Source organism: Janibacter sp. LM (genome assembly GCF_039631275.1).
GTDB classification, from domain to species: Bacteria; Actinomycetota; Actinomycetes; order Actinomycetales; family Dermatophilaceae; genus Janibacter; species Janibacter terrae.
Window position 1 is genome coordinate 69,135 of record NZ_JBDIVG010000009.1, and the last position, 17,024, is coordinate 86,158.

14 protein-coding genes are annotated in these 17,024 nt (G+C 70.9%); 6 read left to right on the plus strand and 8 right to left on the minus strand.

Translation table 11 applies throughout. The features are described 5' to 3' along the window. The first annotated feature begins 6 nt into the window (after window positions 1–6). From nuoL to ABC138_RS05820, 4 genes are read left to right on the plus strand one after another with little or no spacing between them, the layout of a single operon-like run. Window positions 7–1,890 carry an NADH-quinone oxidoreductase subunit L gene (gene nuoL / locus ABC138_RS05805; RefSeq protein WP_345913008.1) on the plus strand — a complete coding sequence of 628 codons (1,884 nt, stop codon included), beginning with the start codon at window positions 7–9 and terminating at the stop codon, window positions 1,888–1,890. After that, entirely contained in the window at window positions 1,890–3,581 is a 1,692-nt protein-coding gene (locus tag ABC138_RS05810; RefSeq protein ID WP_068326280.1) for an NADH-quinone oxidoreductase subunit M, read from the plus strand. Before nuoL ends, ABC138_RS05810 begins: the two co-directional genes overlap by 1 nt. Continuing rightward, window positions 3,581–5,146 (plus strand): NADH-quinone oxidoreductase subunit NuoN, encoded by a 1,566-nt coding sequence (gene nuoN, locus ABC138_RS05815; RefSeq protein ID WP_068425616.1) that lies wholly within the window; start codon window positions 3,581–3,583, stop codon window positions 5,144–5,146. The genes ABC138_RS05810 and nuoN overlap by 1 nt, the downstream gene beginning before the upstream one ends. A 5-nt stretch (window positions 5,147–5,151) precedes the next feature. Then, window positions 5,152–6,156 (plus strand): polyprenyl synthetase family protein, encoded by a 1,005-nt coding sequence (locus tag ABC138_RS05820; protein ID WP_068329087.1) that lies wholly within the window; start codon window positions 5,152–5,154, stop codon window positions 6,154–6,156. 91 nt (window positions 6,157–6,247) lie between these two features. Here ABC138_RS05820 and rarD read toward each other — a convergent pair whose 3' ends face one another. The 8 genes from rarD to ABC138_RS05860 all read right to left on the minus strand — a co-directional run bounded on the left by rarD (window position 6,248) and on the right by ABC138_RS05860 (window position 15,952). Further along, entirely contained in the window at window positions 6,248–7,186 is a 939-nt protein-coding gene (gene rarD / locus ABC138_RS05825) for an EamA family transporter RarD (RefSeq protein ID WP_345913009.1), read from the minus strand. Between the two features lie 31 nt (window positions 7,187–7,217). After that, the gene (locus tag ABC138_RS05830) at window positions 7,218–7,898 is read right to left on the minus strand and encodes a class F sortase (RefSeq protein ID WP_345913010.1); all 681 of its coding nucleotides are present in this window, start codon (window positions 7,896–7,898) and stop codon (window positions 7,218–7,220) included. A 71-nt stretch (window positions 7,899–7,969) separates the two neighbouring features. Beyond that, window positions 7,970–10,024 carry a PhoX family phosphatase gene (locus tag ABC138_RS05835; RefSeq protein ID WP_345913011.1) on the minus strand — a complete coding sequence of 685 codons (2,055 nt, stop codon included), beginning with the start codon at window positions 10,022–10,024 and terminating at the stop codon, window positions 7,970–7,972. A 338-nt stretch (window positions 10,025–10,362) separates the two neighbouring features. After that, on the minus strand, window positions 10,363–11,466 hold the full coding sequence (locus ABC138_RS05840) for a 2-oxoacid:ferredoxin oxidoreductase subunit beta (RefSeq protein WP_345913012.1): 1,104 nt from the start codon (window positions 11,464–11,466) through the stop codon (window positions 10,363–10,365). Further along, on the minus strand, window positions 11,463–13,340 hold the full coding sequence (locus tag ABC138_RS05845; RefSeq protein WP_345913013.1) for a 2-oxoacid:acceptor oxidoreductase subunit alpha: 1,878 nt from the start codon (window positions 13,338–13,340) through the stop codon (window positions 11,463–11,465). Before ABC138_RS05845 ends, ABC138_RS05840 begins: the two co-directional genes overlap by 4 nt. A gap of 124 nt (window positions 13,341–13,464) precedes the next feature. Further along, window positions 13,465–13,914 carry a hypothetical protein gene (locus ABC138_RS05850; RefSeq protein WP_068326245.1) on the minus strand — a complete coding sequence of 150 codons (450 nt, stop codon included), beginning with the start codon at window positions 13,912–13,914 and terminating at the stop codon, window positions 13,465–13,467. Further along, window positions 13,911–14,309 carry a DUF4870 domain-containing protein gene (locus ABC138_RS05855; RefSeq protein ID WP_068326242.1) on the minus strand — a complete coding sequence of 133 codons (399 nt, stop codon included), beginning with the start codon at window positions 14,307–14,309 and terminating at the stop codon, window positions 13,911–13,913. Before ABC138_RS05855 ends, ABC138_RS05850 begins: the two co-directional genes overlap by 4 nt. 137 nt (window positions 14,310–14,446) lie before the next feature. Then, the gene (locus tag ABC138_RS05860; RefSeq protein WP_345913015.1) at window positions 14,447–15,952 is read right to left on the minus strand and encodes a M28 family metallopeptidase; all 1,506 of its coding nucleotides are present in this window, start codon (window positions 15,950–15,952) and stop codon (window positions 14,447–14,449) included. Between the two features lie 128 nt (window positions 15,953–16,080). Between ABC138_RS05860 and ABC138_RS05865 the strand changes: the two genes are divergently transcribed. Then, a complete protein-coding gene (locus ABC138_RS05865) occupies window positions 16,081–16,437 on the plus strand; it encodes an NADH-quinone oxidoreductase subunit A (RefSeq protein ID WP_068425597.1) in 357 nt (118 codons plus the stop codon). A 64-nt stretch (window positions 16,438–16,501) separates the two neighbouring features. After that, complete coding sequence (locus ABC138_RS05870; protein ID WP_245634829.1) at window positions 16,502–17,023, plus strand: NADH-quinone oxidoreductase subunit B; 522 nt, start codon at window positions 16,502–16,504, stop codon at window positions 17,021–17,023. Window position 17,024: the final 1 nt, after the last annotated feature.

Here is a 17,024-nt window from a genome sequence, read left to right on the forward strand (position 1 = left end):
GTCATCTTGATCACCGAACTCGCCTGGCTCCTCGTCGCCCTGCCGCTGCTCGGCGCCGTGCTGCTGCTCGTCGGCGGCCGGCTCACCGACTCCTTCGGCCCGCTGCTCGCGACTGCCCTGTCGTGGGGCTCCTTCCTCGTCGGTGCCGCGATCTTCGTGTCGATGCTCGCCTCGGACGCGGGGGAGCGGGCCTCCAGGGTCGAGCTGTACGACTGGGTGCCCGCCGGCTCGATCGACGTCACGGCCGGGCTGCTCGTCGACCCGCTGTCGATGGCCTTCGTCCTGCTCGTCACCTTCGTCGGCTCGCTCATCCACGTGTACTCGCTCGGGTACATGGAGCACGACCCGGACAAGCGGCGCTTCTTCGCCTACCTGAACCTCTTCGTGGCGTCGATGCTCCTGCTCGTCCTCGCCGACTCCTACCTGCTGCTCTTCGTCGGCTGGGAGGGCGTCGGCCTGGCCTCGTGGCTGCTCATCGGGTTCTGGAACCACAACCCGGCCTACGCGACCGCCGCCAACAAGGCCTTCGTCGCCAACCGCATCGGTGACGTCGGGCTGATCCTCGCGATGTCGATCATGTTCGCGACCTTCGGCACCGTGGACTACGCGGCCGTCGACGGCGCCGTCGGCGCCGCGGGCGAGGGCACGCTCACGGCGATCGGCCTGCTGCTCCTGCTCGGCGCCTGCGGCAAGTCCGCGCAGTTCCCCCTGCAGTCCTGGCTCGGGGACGCCATGGCCGGACCGACCCCGGTCTCGGCGCTCATCCACGCCGCGACGATGGTCACCGCCGGCGTCTACCTCGTCGTGCGCAGCCACCACATCTTCGACGCGGCCCCGAACGCGCAGCTCGCGGTCGTCGTCGTCGGCGCGATCACCCTCGTCTACGGGGCGATCGTCGGTTGCGCCAAGGACGACATGAAGAAGGCGCTGGCCGCCTCGACGATGAGCCAGATCGGCTACATGATGCTCGCGGCCGGGCTCGGCCCGGTCGGCTACGCCTTCGCGATCTTCCACCTCGTGACCCACGGCTTCTTCAAGGCCGGGATGTTCCTCGGTGCCGGCTCGGTCATGCACGGGATGGACGACCAGGTCGACATGCGTCGCTTCGGTGGCCTCTCGAGGCTGATGAAGATCACCTGGGTGACCTTCGGCCTGGGCTGGCTCGCGATCCTCGGGGTGCCCCCCTTCGCCGGCTTCTGGAGCAAGGACAAGATCATCGAGGCCGCCTTCGTCGGCGAGGGCTGGCGCCCGTGGGTCTTCGGTCTCACCGCCCTCGTCGGCGCCGGCATCACCGCCTTCTACATGTCGCGGCTGTTCTTCATGACCTTCCACGGCAAGCGCCGCTGGACCGATGACGTCCACCCGCACGAGTCGCCGCTGACCATGACCATCCCGATGATGGTCCTCGCCGTCGGCTCGGCCTTCCTCGGTCTGGTCCTCGCGACCGTCGCCCCGATCTCGACCTGGCTCGAGCCGGTCCTCGGCCACGTGGAGCACCACGAGCCCGTCCTGCCGGTCCCGGTCATCATGGCGGGCACGCTGCTCGTCGTCGCCGTCGGCGCCGTGTGGGCCTGGCTGGTCTACAGCCGAGGTGAGGTCCCGCAGGTCGCTCCCGAGGGCAGCGCCCTCACGCGCGCAGCCCGTCGTGACCTCTACCAGGACGAGGCGAACGAGGTGCTCCTGCAGTGGCCCGGCATCGGCCTGACCCGCGGCCTGGTCTCCGTGGACGCCGACGGCGTCGACGGGGCCGGTGTCGGCGGGCTCTCCCGGTCGGTCCAGCGCAGCTCCGCGTGGTTGCGCCGCTCGCAGAACGGCTATGCCCGCTCCTACGCCCTGACGATGCTCTCCGGCGTCGTCGTCTTCCTCGCTGCCATGTGGGTGATGAACTGATGAACGACCTGCCCTGGCTCAGCCTGCTCATGGTGGTGCCGCTCACCGGCGCCGCTGTCGTGGCCGTGCTCCCTGCGAGCAGCGCGGCGCTGGCTCGCCCGATCGCCCTCGGGACATCGCTGCTCACCCTCCTGCTGGGCATCGTCGCTGCCGCGACGAGCTTCACGCGCGGGAGCACCGCGCAGTTCCAGATGGTCGAGCAGCACGAGTGGATCCCGCAGTTCGGCGTCAGCTACGCGCTGGGCGTCGACGGCATCTCGCTCGCGCTCATCCTCATGGCGCTCGTGCTCGTGCCCGTGTGCATCCTGGCCGCGTGGGACGACGTGCCCGAGGGAGGCGCCCGGCACAAGGGGTACTTCGCGCTGCTGCTGTCGCTGCTGCCCTTCATGATCGGCGTCTTCTCGGCGACCGACGTCTTCCTCTTCTACGTCTTCTTCGAGGCCATGCTCGTCCCGGTGTACTTCCTCATCGGGATGTACGGGGGCGCGCACCGCCAGGCCGCCGCGATGAAGTTCCTCCTCTTCTCCCTCGCGGGCGGGCTGATCATGCTCGTCGGTGTCATCGCGCTCTACATCCAGGGGCCCGGGGGTCCCGACGGCTTCCTGGTCGAGAGCCTCACCGGCCTGGGCATCGGCGGCGCCACCGAGCGCTGGCTCTTCGTCGCCTTCTTCATCGCCTTCGCGGTCAAGGCCCCGATGTGGCCGGTCCACACCTGGCTGCCGGACGCCGCGGCCGCCTCGAAGCCCGCCGTCGCGACGCTGCTCGTCGGCGTGCTCGACAAGGTCGGCACCTACGGGATGATCCGCTTCTGCCTCCAGCTCTTCCCGGAGGCCAGCCAGTGGGCGACCCCGGTCGTGGTGACGCTCGCCGTCTTCTCGATCCTCTACGGCGCGATCCTGGCCATCGGCCAGGCGGACATGATGCGCCTCATCGCCTTCACGTCGGTCAGCCACTTCGGCTTCATCGTCCTGGGCATCTTCGCCTTCACGTCCGTCTCCCAGGTCGGGGCCAACTTCTACATGGTCAACCACGGCTTCGCGACGGCTGGCCTCTTCCTCCTCGCCGGCATGCTGATCGCCCGGCGCGGCAGCCAGCGCATCGAGGACTACGGCGGCTGGCAGCGGGTCACCCCGGTGCTCGCCGGTTCCTTCCTCGTCGCGGGGCTCGCGACGCTGTCGCTGCCCGGCCTGTCGACCTTCGTCTCGGAGTTCCTCGTCATCGCCGGGTCGTGGCCGCGCTACCCGGTCGCCACCGCCTTCGCCGTCTGGGGCGTGGTGCTCGCAGCCCTCTACATCCTGCTCATGTACAAGCGGATCTTCACCGGCCCACCTCCCGTCGTGGGCGAGCCCGAGCTCCAGCCGGAGCCCGTCGGGGCCGTGGCGCAGCGGACCACCGGGTCCACGACCGTCGGGTCCCCGGCCGCCGACCTGCCGTACGTCCGGGCCGACCTCGACGAGGGCCGGCCCCCGGGTCGGCTCGCCGTCGCCGTGCGCGACCTCGACTGGCGGGAGAAGGCCGTCGTCGCCCCGCTCGTCGTGGCACTCGTCGTGCTCGGGTTCTTCCCCAAGCCCGTCCTGGACACCCTCGACCCGGCGGTCGAGCGCACCCTCCAGATCGTCGGCATCACCGACACGGTCCCGTCCGTTCCGGCCGGCCCCACCGACGGCTCGACCTCCGGGAGTGACCACTGATGACCCTGTCCGTCCCCACGGCCTTCGAGGCCGTCGAGATCAGCTACTGGGCCCTCTCGCCGATGATCATCCTCCTCGTCGGGGGTTTCGTCGGGGTGCTCGTCGAGGCCTTCGCGCCGCGGTCCGTGCGCCACCTGACGCAGGTCGGGGTGGCGGTGCTGACGATCCTGCTGTCGTTCGCGGCGCTGCTCCTCATGACCGGTGACGAGATGGGCGTCACCGTCGGCGGGACCGTCGCCGTCGACGGGCCGACCCGCTTCATGCAGGGCACCCTGCTCGTCCTCGGCCTGCTGGGCCTGCTCGTCATGGCCGACCGGCTCGGCGGCGACACCGCCGATGCCTTCACGCCCATGGGTGCGGCCAGCCCGGGGTCGAGCCTCGAGGCGCAGGCCGCCCGCAAGGGGTGGTCGACGACCGAGGTCTTCCCGCTCGCGCTGTTCGCGCTGGCCGGCATGCTCCTCTTCCCGGCGTCCAACGACCTGCTGACGATGTTCGTCGCCCTGGAGCTGCTCTCCCTTCCCCTGTACCTCATGTCGGGCCTGGCCCGTCGCCGTCGGCTGCTCTCCCAGGAGGCGGCGCTCAAGTACTTCCTGCTCGGAGCCTTCTCCTCGGGCTTCTTCCTCTTCGGCGCGGCCCTCCTCTACGGCTACGCGGGCTCGATCGACCTCGCGGCGATCGCGCAGGCCGCGACCACCTCGACCGGCGAGTTCGAGGGGCTGCTGCTCCCGGGTGTCGTCATGGTGCTCGTCGGGCTGCTCTTCAAGGTCGGCGCCGTGCCCTTCCACTCGTGGACCCCGGACGTCTACCAGGGGGCTCCGACCCCGGTCACGGGCTTCATGGCCGCGTGCACCAAGGCGGCTGCCTTCGGCGCGCTGCTCCGCCTGGTGTACGTCGCCCTGGAGACCACCCGCTGGGAGTGGCGCACGGGCGTCATCGTCATCGCCGCCCTGACCATGGTCGTCGGCTCGGTGCTGTCGGTGACCCAGACCGACATCAAGCGGCTGCTGGCCTACAGCTCGATCGCGCACGCGGGGTTCATCATCGTCGCGCTGATCAGCTTCGACCGCTCGGCCGTCGAGGGTGTGCTCTTCTACGTCGTCACCTACGGCATCACGACGATCGCGGCCTTCGCCGTCGTCAACCTCGTCCGGGAGCGCGAGGCCGAGGCCACGCACCTGTCGCAGTGGGCCGGGCTGGGCCGCAACCACCCCTACCTCGCCGGGGCCTTCGCCCTCTTCATGCTCGCCTTCGCCGGGATCCCGCTGACCTCCGGCTTCACCGCCAAGGTCGCGGCCTTCCTCCCGGCGATCGAGCACGGTGGCCTGGCCGGGGTCGTGCTCGTGGTGATCGCGGTGCTCATGTCGGCGATCACTGCCTTCGTCTACATCCGGCTCATCGTCCTGATGTTCTTCACGGAGCCGAGCGGTGACGTGACCGCCGCCGCGCCCGCCACGTTGTCCCTCGTGGTCATCGGCGTCGGGGTGGTCGTTACGATCGTGCTCGGGATCTTCCCCGGGCCGCTCCTCGAGCTGGCCGAGCAGTCCAGCGTCTTCATCCCGAGGTGACCTCCGTGAGCAGCCCGACCCCGCCTGTCCTCGCCCTGCCCGGGGCCAGTGACGACCTGACCGCACGTCTGGGTGTTGGGCTGGAGCAGGTGGAGGCCCTGATCGTCGAGCGCACCCGCAACGAGGACGACTTCATCACCGAGGCCAACCTCCACCTGGCGCGGGCGGGCGGCAAGCGCTTCCGGCCGATGCTCACGATGCTCGTCGCGGAGCTCGGCGAGGGCATCAACGACCGGGTCGTCGCCGCCGCGGCGGGGGTGGAGCTGACCCACCTCGCGAGCCTGTACCACGACGACGTCATGGACGAGGCGGACCTGCGACGCGGGGCGCCGAGCGCCAACGCGCTGTACGACAACTCGACCGCGATCCTCGTCGGCGACCTGCTCTTCGGCACCGCCTCGGACATCATCGCCGACCTGGGCGCCGACGCAGTGAGGATCCAAGCGCGGACCTTCATCCGGCTGTGCTCCGGGCAGATCCGCGACGACCGTCCCTGCCCGCCGGGGCAGGACGCCCGGGAGTACTACCGGGGAGTCCTGGCGGACAAGACCGGCGTCCTCGTGGCCACCGCCGCGCGCTACGGCGCGATGTACAGCGGCTGCACGCCCGAGGTCGTCGAGCTGGTCACCGAGTACGGGGAGCGGCTCGGCATGGCCTTCCAGCTCGCCGACGACCTCATCGACATCTCGAGCGAGTCGGGGGAGACCGGCAAGACGCCCGGGACGGACCTGCGCGAGGGCAAGCGGACCCTGCCGGTCCTCAACGCCCTCGCCTCCGAGGACCCGGCCGACGCCGAGCTGCGCGAGCTGCTGACCTCCGACCTGCGCGAGCCCGAGCGGCTCGAGCGCGCCCTGGAGCTCCTGCGGCCGCACCGGGCGATGGCCGACGCCCGCGAGGAGACCCTCGCCGTCGGCCGGCAGGCCGTCGAGTCCCTCGCCCCGCTGCCCGACTCCGATGCCAAGGCTGCGCTCATCGCGCTCATGGAGGGCGTCGTCCACCGCGTCGGTTAGGCGCGGTCCACCCCCTTCGCCCTCGCCCGACCCTGCATTGCCCTAGGGGAATGCGCACCTGGCCCATGCATTGCCCTAGGGGAATGCGGGGTCAGAGCGGCTCGACGGGCTCCAGGGACTCGCACTCGTCCGGCGCCGGGCGACGCCGTCGGTGCGCGGTGCGCAGCGAGTCGACCGTCAGGCAGGCGAGCGCGACCCAGACGATCGCGAAGCCGACCCAACGCTCCGGGGCGAGGTGCTCGTCGAGCACGGTGACGCTCGTGATGAGCTGCAGCACCGGGGTGATGAACTGGATCAGGCCGATCGTCACGAGCGGGATGCGCCGGGCGGCCTCGGCGAAGAGCAGGAGCGGGACCGCCGTGACGATCCCGGCCGAGACGAGCAGCAGCGGGTGCCAGGGCGCGTCGACGGTGAAGGTCCCCCCGCCGGTCGCCGTCAGCCACCACACGAGCCCGACGGCCGGAGGCAGCAGGAAGATCGTCTCGGCGGAGAGCGAGTGCAGCGCCGGCAGGGTGGCGCCCAGGCGCTTCTTGGTCAGGCCGTAGCCGCCGAAGGAGAGCGCCAGCGCGAGCGAGATCCACGGCAGGCCACCACCGGCGAGGGTGAGGTAGAGCGCGGCCACCGCGCCGATGCCGACCGCGACCCACTGGAGCGGGCGCAGGTGCTCGCGCAGCACGAGCACGCCGAGACCGACGGTGACGATCGGGTTGAGGAAGTAGCCGAGCGCCGCCTCGTTGGTGCGGCCGATGCCGACCGCGTAGACGTAGACGAACCAGTTGATGCCGATGAGGTAGGCGGCGATCCCGACGCCCAGGGCGAGGCGTCCCCGCAGCTGCCGCGCGAGCGCGACGAGCTCGTGCCGCAGCACCAGGACGACGAGGCACAGCACGAAGGTCCACAGGATCCGATGGGCGAGGATCTCGCTGGCACCGGCGGGCAGCAGGGCGTGGAAGTACAGCGGGAAGGCGCCCCAGATGCCATAGGCGAGCCACGCCGCGAGGACGCCGCGGGCGTCGCGTTGAGGGGTCACCCGGCGAGGCTACCCCCGGCCCGGCGTGCGGTCAGGCGGGGATCTCGGCGACCGCGACGAAGTTGGCCCTGCGGTGCCCGTCCTCGCGGAAGCCCAGCTGGTCGTCGCAGGTGATCAGGACGATGCGCCGGGTGTCGGGGTTCGTGCCCCACACGTCCTCGCTCGTCGTCAGCGCCTCCTTGTCGACGATCCTCGTGGACGTGACCTCGAAGCGCAGCCGCGCGCCGCCGGGGTAGCCGAGGACGACGCCGTCGCCCTTCGCCAGCTGCTCGAGGGCGGCGAAGGCGTCGGGCCGGCCCGAGGAGATCACGTGACCGGCGATGACCGTCGTGCCCTTCGCGCCGGGCTGGACGCGGTCGTACCCGGTGAACCAGATGACCTCGCCGGGGGAGGGGTTGACCTTGCCGCCGCGCAGGCCCTGGGGCTCGATCCGCGTGGAGAGGCCGACCGCGGGGATGCTCAGGGAGGTCGCGGCGGTCCCGGCGTCCGCGGCCCGGGTGCCCGCACGTGCCTCGGCGGCCGACTGCGGGGCGTCCTCGCCCTGCGTCACCCGCACCCTCGGGTCGGGCGCGACGGTCGCGGACGAGCTGCCCCCGGACGAAGGGGAGGTCCCGAGCCTCGCCGTGCCCTCACCGGCGCCGCCGCAGGCGGCGAGCGCGAGCGTGAGGGCGGCGGCTGCCGCGCTGCGCCCCGGGCGGTGCGGGAGGGTCATGTGGTTCACCTTGTCATGCACGGTGGGCCGCCCGCGACAGTCGCGGACGACCCACCCGGTGGTGCGTCGGATCAGGCCTTCGTGGCCCGGACGGCCTTGCCCTTGCCCTTGCCGGCGGAGGGGCTCAGCGGCCAGATCATGATGACCGCGGGGCGCGGCTGGGTGTTGCCCCGGTAGGGGAAGGTGCTCTTGACGTTGGTCGTCGAGGCGCCGTCGTCCTCACCCGGGTGCTGGACCGCGGCGAAGACGACCCGCTCGTCCCACTCGATGAGCGGGCCGCAGCACTCGGAGAAGGCGGGGACGGAGAGGAACTGCTGCAGGTGCCCCTTGTGCTCGCCCTCGAGCGGCATGAGGTACATGCCGTCGCAGCTGCCGAGGGCGTTGCCGTCGGTCGCGATCCACAGGTTGCCCTCGCCGTCGAAGGCCACGTTGTCCGGGCACGAGATCGAGCTGACCTCGGACTTGTCGTAACCGTTGAAGTACGTCTGCGGGTCACTCGGGTCGCCGCAGACGAGGACGAGCTTCCAGTCGAAGCCGGCCGCGGTGTGGTCACCGCCCCGGGGCGTGATCTCGAGGACCTGGCCGTGCTTGTTGTTGGCGCGGGGGTTCACCTCGTCGACCTGCGCGGGGGCGCGCTTGGAGTTGTTGGTCAGTGCGGCGTAGACGCGGCCGTTGACGGGGTTGACCTCGACGTCCTCGGGGCGGTCCATCTTGGTCGGGCTGACCGCGTCGGCTGCCAGGCGGGTGTGGACGAGGACCTCCTCGAGGGTGAACCCGTCGACGGCGGACCTGCCGTCGACGACGAGCGGCAGCCACTGCCCGTCGCCGTCGTGGATCCCGTCGGCCGAGCCGTCGCCGTTGAACTTGGCGACGTAGAGGTCACCCTCGTCCAGGAGGGTGTGGTTGCCCGCAGCATCGCCGTCGACGTAGGTCCTCGAGGAGACGAACTTGTACATGTAGTCGAAGCGCTCGTCGTCGCCCATGTACACGACGACGCGGCCGTCACCCGCGACGGTGACATTGGCGCCCTCGTGCTTGAAGCGGCCCAGCGCGGTCAGCTTGCGCGGGGTGCTCGATGCGTCGAAGGGGTCGACCTCGACGATCCAGCCGTGGCGGTTGGCCTCGTTGGGCTCGCGGGTGAGGTCGAAGCGCGGGTCGAGCCGGTCCCAGTCGTGCTGGGCCCGGTTGCCGCTGGCGAGGCCGTAGCGGGCGGCGGCCCGACCGGCGCGGTCGTCGCTCGGGGCGGCCGGCTGGGTGAAGTAGAAGTTGAAGTTCTCCTCGCCCGACAGGACGGTGCCCCACGGCGTGGTGCCGCCGGCGCAGTTGCCGAAGGTCCCCAGCGGGGTCGTGCCGGCGGGGTCGGCCGAGGTCTTGACGAGGTCGTGGCCGCGGACGGGGCCGGCGAAGGTGAACGGCGTCTGGGCCGTGATGCGGCGGTTGAGCGGAGCGCCCTGGGTGTACGTCCACTTGCTGTTGGGGTTCTTGCGGGTGATCTCGACGACCGTCATGCCGTGGGCGTTGAGGGTGATGCCGACCTGGTCGTCGGTGAGTGCGTCGGCGCTGGTGTAGCCGGCGAACATCAGCTCGTTGTTGGTGTACTCGTTGTTGACGACGAGGACGGCCCGGTTGGCGCTGCCGTGGCGCAGGACCCCGACGTAGTCGCAGTTGTAGCCCATCTGGCCGGCCTGGGCGGCGGCGGTCTGGTGGTCGAAGTCGAAGGCCGGGGCGCCCTTGAGGATGGGGTCACCCCACGCGATGATCGGGGCCCACTGGAAGCCCTCCGGGACGACGACCTCGTCGACACCCGCGGGGACCGCGTCGATCGGCTCGAAGCCGAAGGGCGCCTTCTTGCCGGTCGGGGCGGCGGCGGCAGCGGCGGGCCGGGCGAACGAGGTCGCGGCGACGGTCGTCAGGCCCACGACGGCCGCGGTGGCGCCGCCGGCCTTGAGCACGGAGCGGCGCGACGCGGCGACGACGTCGCCGAAGTACGCGTTGTCCGTGGAGTTGGGGACCGGCTGGCTGCAGGCGTCCCCGCACTTCCAGGTGCACGTGGCGGCCGAGCGGCCGCCGTCGCGGTGCCCGCCGGTGAGCGGCAGCATCGTGCGGTCGTTGCGGGGTGGGGTCATGGTGCTCTCTCCTCCTGGGGCCCTGACCGCCTCGCGGGCAGGGGTGGTGCGCGGACCTCCGCAACCTAGGGAGGCCGGGGACCCGCCGGGCGGCATCGACATGACGAGCAGGTGACGGGCAGTCGAACGCTGGTCCCCGCTCGGTGACCCGCGGGTCACGTGGCGGGGCGAGCACCGCCGAGACCCGGGACCGGGTGACGAAGGGGAGGTCCGTCCCCTTCGCCGTCGTCGACCTCGACCCATGACCCCCGGAGGAGCGACGAGCGGGCCCTCTGCATTGCCCTAGGGGAATGCAGAGGGCCCGCTCGCCGTACCGGGGTCGAAGGGGGAGTGCCGGGTCAGTCCTCGACGGTCCAGGTGTCCTTGCCGTCGAGCAGGGCCTGCAGGTCGTCGTCGGTGGCGGGGCCACCGGCGAGCTCGACCGCGGACTCGACCTGGGCGCGGGTCTGGTCGTCGTAGGTCGGTCGGGAGACCGCGCGGAAGATGCCCATCGGCACGTGGGTCATCGACTCGGAGTCCAGGCGGCTGATCGAGAAGGCCTGGCTGGGGTCGGTCAGCGTGACGTCGTGGACGACCACGTGGTCGGCGAGGCCCTGCTCCGTGACCTCGGCCTCGGCGACGAAGCGCACCGAGCCGCCCTCGCCGCGCACGAGCAGCTCGCGCTCGCCGTCCTCGCCGATGGCCACCGGCTCACCGTCGCGCAGGTGGACCAGACGGGCCTTCTGCTGCTCGACGTCCTTGATGAGCTCGAAGGCGCCGTCGTTGAAGATCGGGCAGTTCTGGTAGATCTCGACGATCGAGGTCCCACGGTGCGCGGCAGCCGCCTTGAGCACCTCGGTGAGGTGCTTCCGGTCGGAGTCCATGGTCCGCGCGACGAAGGTGCCCTCGGCGCCCAGCGCGAGCGAGATCGGGTTGAAGGGGGCGTCGACGCTGCCCATCGGCGAGGACTTGGTGACCAGGCCGGGCTGCGACGTCGGGGAGTACTGCCCCTTGGTCAGGCCGTAGATGCGGTTGTTGAAGAGCAGGATCGTCATGTTGACGTTGCGCCGCATCGCGTGGATCAGGTGGTTGCCGCCGATGGACAGGGCGTCGCCGTCACCCGTGACGACCCACACCGACAGGTCCGGGCGGCTCGTCGCCAGCCCGGTCGCGATCGCCGGCGCGCGGCCGTGGATCGAGTGCATGCCGTAGGTGTCGAGGTAGTACGGGAAGCGTGAGGAGCAGCCGATGCCCGAGACGAAGGTGATGTTCTCCCTGCGCAGGCCGAGCTCGGGCAGGAAGCCCTGGACCGCCGCGAGGATCGCGTAGTCACCGCAACCGGGGCACCAGCGGACCTCCTGGTCGGAGGCGAAGTCCTTGCGGGTCTGCTTCTCGCCGTCGGGCAGCGTGGGGACACCCTCGGTGCCGGACGCGACCGTGGGGATGCCGAGATCGATGCTCATGCCGAAACCTCCTGGAGGGCTGCGTCGATGACCTCGGCCAGGTCGGCGACCTTGAAGGGCAGGCCGCGGACCGAGGTGTGGGAGCGGACGTCGACGAGGTACTTCGCGCGCAGCAGCATCGCCAGCTGCCCGAGGTTCATCTCGGGGACGATGACGCGGTCGTAGGCACGCAGGACCTCACCGGTGTTCGCCGGGAAGGGGTTGAGGTGGCGCAGGTGCGCGTGGGCGACGGACTGGCCGGCCGCCCGCAGGCGGCGCACCGCGGCGAGGTTGGGGCCGTAGGTCGAGCCCCAGCCGAGGACGAGGACCCTGGCGTCGCCGCTCGGGTCGTCGACGACGAGGTCGCCGATCCCATCGGCAACCTTGGCGACCTTTTCAGCGCGCGTGCGGACCATGAGGTCGTGGTTGTCCGGGTCGTAGGAGATGTTGCCCGTGACCGAGTCCTTCTCGATGCCACCGATGCGGTGCTCCAGCCCGGGGGTGCCCGGCACCGCCCACGGGCGGGCGAGGGTCTCCTCGTCCCGGACGTAGGGGTGGAAGACGGGGTTGCCCTTGGCGTCCTCGCCGTTGGGCTCGGTGGCCAGCTCGACGGGGAAGGAGGGCAGCGAGTCGACGGAGGGGACCTGCCAGGGCTCGGAGCCGTTGGCGAGGTAGCCGTCGGACAGGAGGAAGACCGGCGTGCGGTAGACCGTCGCGATGCGCACGGCCTCCAGGGCCGCGTCGAAGCAGTCGGCGGAGGTCTGCGGCGCGATGATCGGCACCGGCGACTCGCCGTTGCGGCCGAACATCGCCTGGAGCAGGTCGGACTGCTCGGTCTTGGTCGGCAGGCCGGTGCTCGGACCGCCGCGCTGCACGTCGACGATGACGAGCGGCAGCTCCAGGCTCACGGCCAGGCCGATCGTCTCGGACTTCAGGGCGACGCCGGGGCCGGAGGTCGTCGTCACGCCGACGGACCCGCCGAAGGAGGCGCCGAGCGCGATGCCGATGCCGGCGATCTCGTCCTCGGCCTGCACGGTCGTCACGCCGTGGCGCTTGTACGCCGACAACGCGTGCAGGATGTCGCTCGCCGGGGTGATCGGGTAGGAGCCGAGCACGAGCGGGCGGCCCGCGCGGTGGGCGCCGGCGACGAGGCCGAGGGACAGGGCGGCGTTGCCGGTGATGTTGCGGTAGGTGCCGGGGGGTGTCGGGGCGGCGGCGACGGTGAAGGGGACGGCGAAGTCCTCGGTCGTCTCCCCGTAGTTCCAGCCGGCACGCAGGGCGGCGAGGTTGGCGGCGAGGATGTCCGGCTTGGCGCCGAACTTGCCCGCGAGGAAGTCCTCGGTGGCCTGCGTCGGGCGGGAGTACATCCACGACAGCAGGCCGAGGGCGAACATGTTCTTCGCCCGCTCCTTCTCCTTGCGCGTCAGCGAGCTGAACTCGGCGAGCGCCTCGACGGTGATCGAGGTGAGCGGCAGCGCGTGCACGTGCCACGACTCGAGCGTGTCGTCATCGAGCGGGCTGGTGCTCCAGCCGACCTTCTTGAGGTTGCGGGTGGAGAACTCGTCGGTGTTGACGATGATCGTCGCGCCGCGGGGGACGTCGGAGAGGTTGGCCTTGAGCGCGGCCGGGTTCATGGCGACCAGCACGTCGGGGGCGTCGCCCGGGGTGAGGATGTCCCAGCTCGCGAAGTGCAGCTGGAAGGAGCTGACCCCCGGGATCGTCCCCTGGGGGGCACGGATCTCGGCCGGGAAGTTCGGCAGCGTCGACAGGTCGTTGCCCAGGGCCGCGCTGTCCGCGGTGAACCGGTCTCCCGTCAGCTGCATCCCGTCGCCCGAGTCACCGGCGAAGCGGATGATGACGCGGTCCTTGGCCTGGGTCGTCGCTGTGCTGCTCATGGTGGGTGGTCGTGCCCCTATGCAGGTCGGTCGTGTCGAGGAGATCCCCCCGGTCTCCTCCCATGGTAAGGCGGACCTGCCCGGTGTCTGTAGTTGGTCACGTTATGAGATGGATAACGCCGCGTTATGCAAAGCGCGCCTGGCCCTCGGCGACCTCGAGCCGCAGCGCGTCGCCGGGCGCCAGCAAGCGCAGCCGCGGCAGGAGCAGCTCGACGACGGTCGCGGGCTGGTGGTGCATCGGCTTGGTCTCCGGGTGCGGGTGGTAGACGAGTCCCTCGACCCGCTCGCCCCGGCGCGTCACCGCGCACTCGACGAAGGAGAAGGTCTCCGCCGGGTGCACGTCGGTCCACCGCACGTCCGCGAAGGTCCACCGCGGCTCCTCGAGCACGAGCCGCAGCGGGGCGAGGTCGACGTTGACGGTCGCCATGACGAAGGGGGTGAGATCCAGCCCTCGTGCCGCGAGGTGCGGGGCCTGGAGCTCGATCGTGCCGGCCGCGAAGGGGGAGTCGCTCGCCCGGCCGGAGGCGACCCCGTGACCGGCGACGACGACCCCCGTCGTCCCCGGACCGCTCACCTGACGAGCTGGGGCGTGAGCGGCGGGGTCCACCACTCGCCGTTGTTGGCCTTGATCGCGCCCACGACGTGGATGACGGTCGCGGCGACGATGACGAGCGGGTAGGTGAGGAAGCCGACGAGCACGAGCATGAGCACGCTCGAGACGATGAGCAGGATCGCGGTGATGATCTGCACGTTGAGGCTGTTGGCGGCGTGCTGGCGCACGAAGGGCCCGCGGTCCTTGTAGATCAGGTAGATGACGAGCGAGCCGACGAAGCCCAGGGTGCCGGCGCTCAGCGGGAGCAGGATCGCCGGCACGAGGTGCGCCAGCATCCCGAGGTTGCGCTCCTCGCTCGGGCCGAGCGCCTGCTGGGCGTACTGCGGGGGGTTCGGGTGCTGCGGGTGCTCGCTCACGGGGTCCTCCTGTGTGGGTCGTTGCCCTCGACTCTGCCCCGTCGGCGCAGCCGGATCCATCCGGGGCGCCGCCGGGCCGAAGGGGGGACATCCCCCCTTCGGCCGGCGGTGGCGCGGTGGTGCGGGCGGTGGTGCGGTCAGGCCGCCTCGACGCCGTCCGGCAGGACGGTGGGTCCGGGGTTGCCGGACTTGCCGCGGCTGGTCTTGCCGTTGATGTCCTTCGTCGACTGGGCGAGGGTGATCGTCGCGTGGGCGATCGCGTCGCTCATGATGTCGAGGGCATCCATGTTGACGTTGGTGATGTCGTCGGCGGGGGTGTGGTAGTTCGGGTCGTAGATGACGCCGGCCTCACCGCCGAACATCTCGACCTCCTCCGGGGTCTTGGTCCCGTCGGCGCCGGTAAAGAGGCCGGAGGCCGGGACGCCCGCGGAGATGAAGGCCGAGTAGTCGCTGCGACCGGAGAACTCGGTGTCCACCCACGGCTGGCCGTCGGCGTCGAAGTAGTCGGTGAAGACCTGCTCCGTCGCCGCCGAGCCGGCCGGCACCTCGACCGGGGCCTCGTAGGTCGACTCGTTCGCGTCGTACACACCGATGATGTGGTTGGGCGAGGCGATCATGTCGAAGTTGAGGTACGTCGCGATGTCGTCGAGCGCGGCCGGGTCGTTCTCCTGCAGGTCGGCGACGTAGTGCTCCGACCCCAGCAGACCGAGCTCCTCGGCGCCCCACCAGGCGAAGCGGACCTTGTTGTTGAGCTTGTTGACCTTGCCGAGCTGGACGGCGGTCTCGAGGATGCCGGCCGAGCCGGACCCGTTGTCGTTGATGCCGGGGCCGTCGTGGACGCTGTCGAGGTGCGCGCCGAGCATGACGACGTTGTCGTCGCGGCCGGTCCGGGTCTCGGCGAGGACGTTGAAGGTCTGGCGCTCCTCCAGGGTCTTGGTGAGGACCATCTTCATCGTCACCGGGCCGTTGGCCATCTTGGCCAGGAGCGCCTGGCCCTCCGCCTGCGTCACACCGGTGGCGGGGGCGCCCGCCGGGTCGACACCGCCGAGCGTGCCGTTGAGGGTGCCTGTGGTGTTGTTGTAGATGATCACGGCGTCGGCGCCGGCGGCCTTGGCCGCGACCGCCTTCTGCGCGAAGGAGCACTCACCACGGCTGACGAGCGCGATCTTGTCGACGACGTCGGCGCCGGCGTAGTCGCCGTCGGTGCAGCCGATCGCGGTGGTCGGTGCCGCGAGCTCGGCGGTGACCCCCTCCGCGGGCGTCGGCTGGCTGTAGGACATCGGCACGCCGTCGACGGTGCGCGCGTCGGGGGAGATCTCCTCCAGGCTCGAGGTGTGCACCTCCTCGTAGATGAAGGAGAAGTTCTGCCGCTCCGTCGTGTACCCGGCGTCCCGCAGGGTCTGCTCGACGTAGCGGGCACTCGCCTCGTAGCCGGACGTCCCGGCGCCGCGGTTGCCGTCGTTGGCGTCCGCGATGGCCTGGAGCTGCTCGAGGTGCTCGTGGACGTTGTCCACGGTGACGGCCTGCGTCATCTTCTTGCTGTTGTTCGGGTTGACTGCCTGGGCCGGGCTGCTGGCGAGGGTGGTGATCGCCAGGGCAGCGGTCGCGGCGGCCGCGGTAGCGGCGGCGGTACGTGATCGCACGATGGTGTCCTCCGGTCGGCCGGGAGGCGCCGTTGCCCCCCGGTGTCCGAGTGAACCTAGGGCCCCACGACGCGCAACGGGGCTTTACGCGACGCCATGTCGGCGGGCGGCGCGGATAGGGTGCGGACGTGGATGGTTACCTCGTCGTCGCCGGGACGCTCGCCGTGGGCGTGCTCCTCGTCGTGGCCGCGTACACCGCCCGCCGCCTGCTCGCCCCCTCCGCCCCGACCCGCGCCAAGCTGACGACCTACGAGTCCGGTGTCGACCCGGTCGGGCAGGACTGGGCGCAGACCCGCGTCCGCTACCTCACCTACGCCTTCCTCTACGTGGTCTTCGCCGTCGACGCGGTCTACCTCTTCCCGTGGGCCCTCGTCCTGCGCTCCGACCTCGGCCCGATCAGCCTGCTCGAGGTCGCGATCTTCATCGGCGTCGTCCTGCTCGGTCTCGTGCACGCGCTGCGGCGCGGCCTGCTGCGGTGGACGTGAGGCCATGACGACCGACCTGCCGATGCCGCGCGTGGGGGCCGTGGGCGCCCATGCACCCAAGCCGATGAAGGTCGTCCTCAACTGGGGTCGGCGCTACTCGCTGTGGGTCTTCAACTTCGGGCTCGCCTGCTGCGCCATCGAGTTCATCGCTGCCTCCATGGCCCGGCACGACTTCATCCGGCTGGGGGTCATCCCCTTCGCCCCCGGTCCGCGGCAGGCGGACCTCATGGTCGTCTCCGGCACCGTCACCGACAAGATGGCGCCGGCGATCCGCCGCCTCTACGACCAGATGCCGGAGCCGAAGTACGTCATCTCCTTCGGCGCCTGCTCCAACTCCGGTGGCCCGTACTGGGACAGCTACTCGGTGACCAAGGGCGTCGACCAGCTCGTCCCCGTCGACGTCTACGTCCCGGGCTGCCCGCCGCGCCCGGAGGCGCTGCTCCACGGCATCCTCACCCTCCAGGACCACATCGCCGCCGAGTCGCTCTCGACCGGCGCCCTGCGCGCGCGCTACGCGGGCCACCGCACGGCCGGGGCGGGCGAGGTCCGTCGCGGCCTGCTGCGTCGTCCGACGAAGGGGGGCTGAC

What these genes read in the sequence shown, in the direction of transcription:
- ABC138_RS05810 (WP_068326280.1), top strand. Translation starts at nt 1,890, where the DNA reads ATGAACGACCTGCCCTGGCTCAGCCTGCTCATGGTGGTGCCGCTCACC.
- nuoN (WP_068425616.1), top strand. Translation starts at nt 3,581, where the DNA reads ATGACCCTGTCCGTCCCCACGGCCTTCGAGGCCGTCGAGATCAGCTAC.
- ABC138_RS05830 (WP_345913010.1), bottom strand. Translation starts at nt 7,898, where the DNA reads ATGACCCTCCCGCACCGCCCGGGGCGCAGCGCGGCAGCCGCCGCCCTC.
- ABC138_RS05835 (WP_345913011.1), bottom strand. Translation starts at nt 10,024, where the DNA reads ATGACCCCACCCCGCAACGACCGCACGATGCTGCCGCTCACCGGCGGG.
- ABC138_RS05840 (WP_345913012.1), bottom strand. Translation starts at nt 11,466, where the DNA reads ATGAGCATCGATCTCGGCATCCCCACGGTCGCGTCCGGCACCGAGGGT.
- ABC138_RS05845 (WP_345913013.1), bottom strand. Translation starts at nt 13,340, where the DNA reads ATGAGCAGCACAGCGACGACCCAGGCCAAGGACCGCGTCATCATCCGC.
- ABC138_RS05870 (WP_245634829.1), top strand. Translation starts at nt 16,502, where the DNA reads ATGAAGGTCGTCCTCAACTGGGGTCGGCGCTACTCGCTGTGGGTCTTC.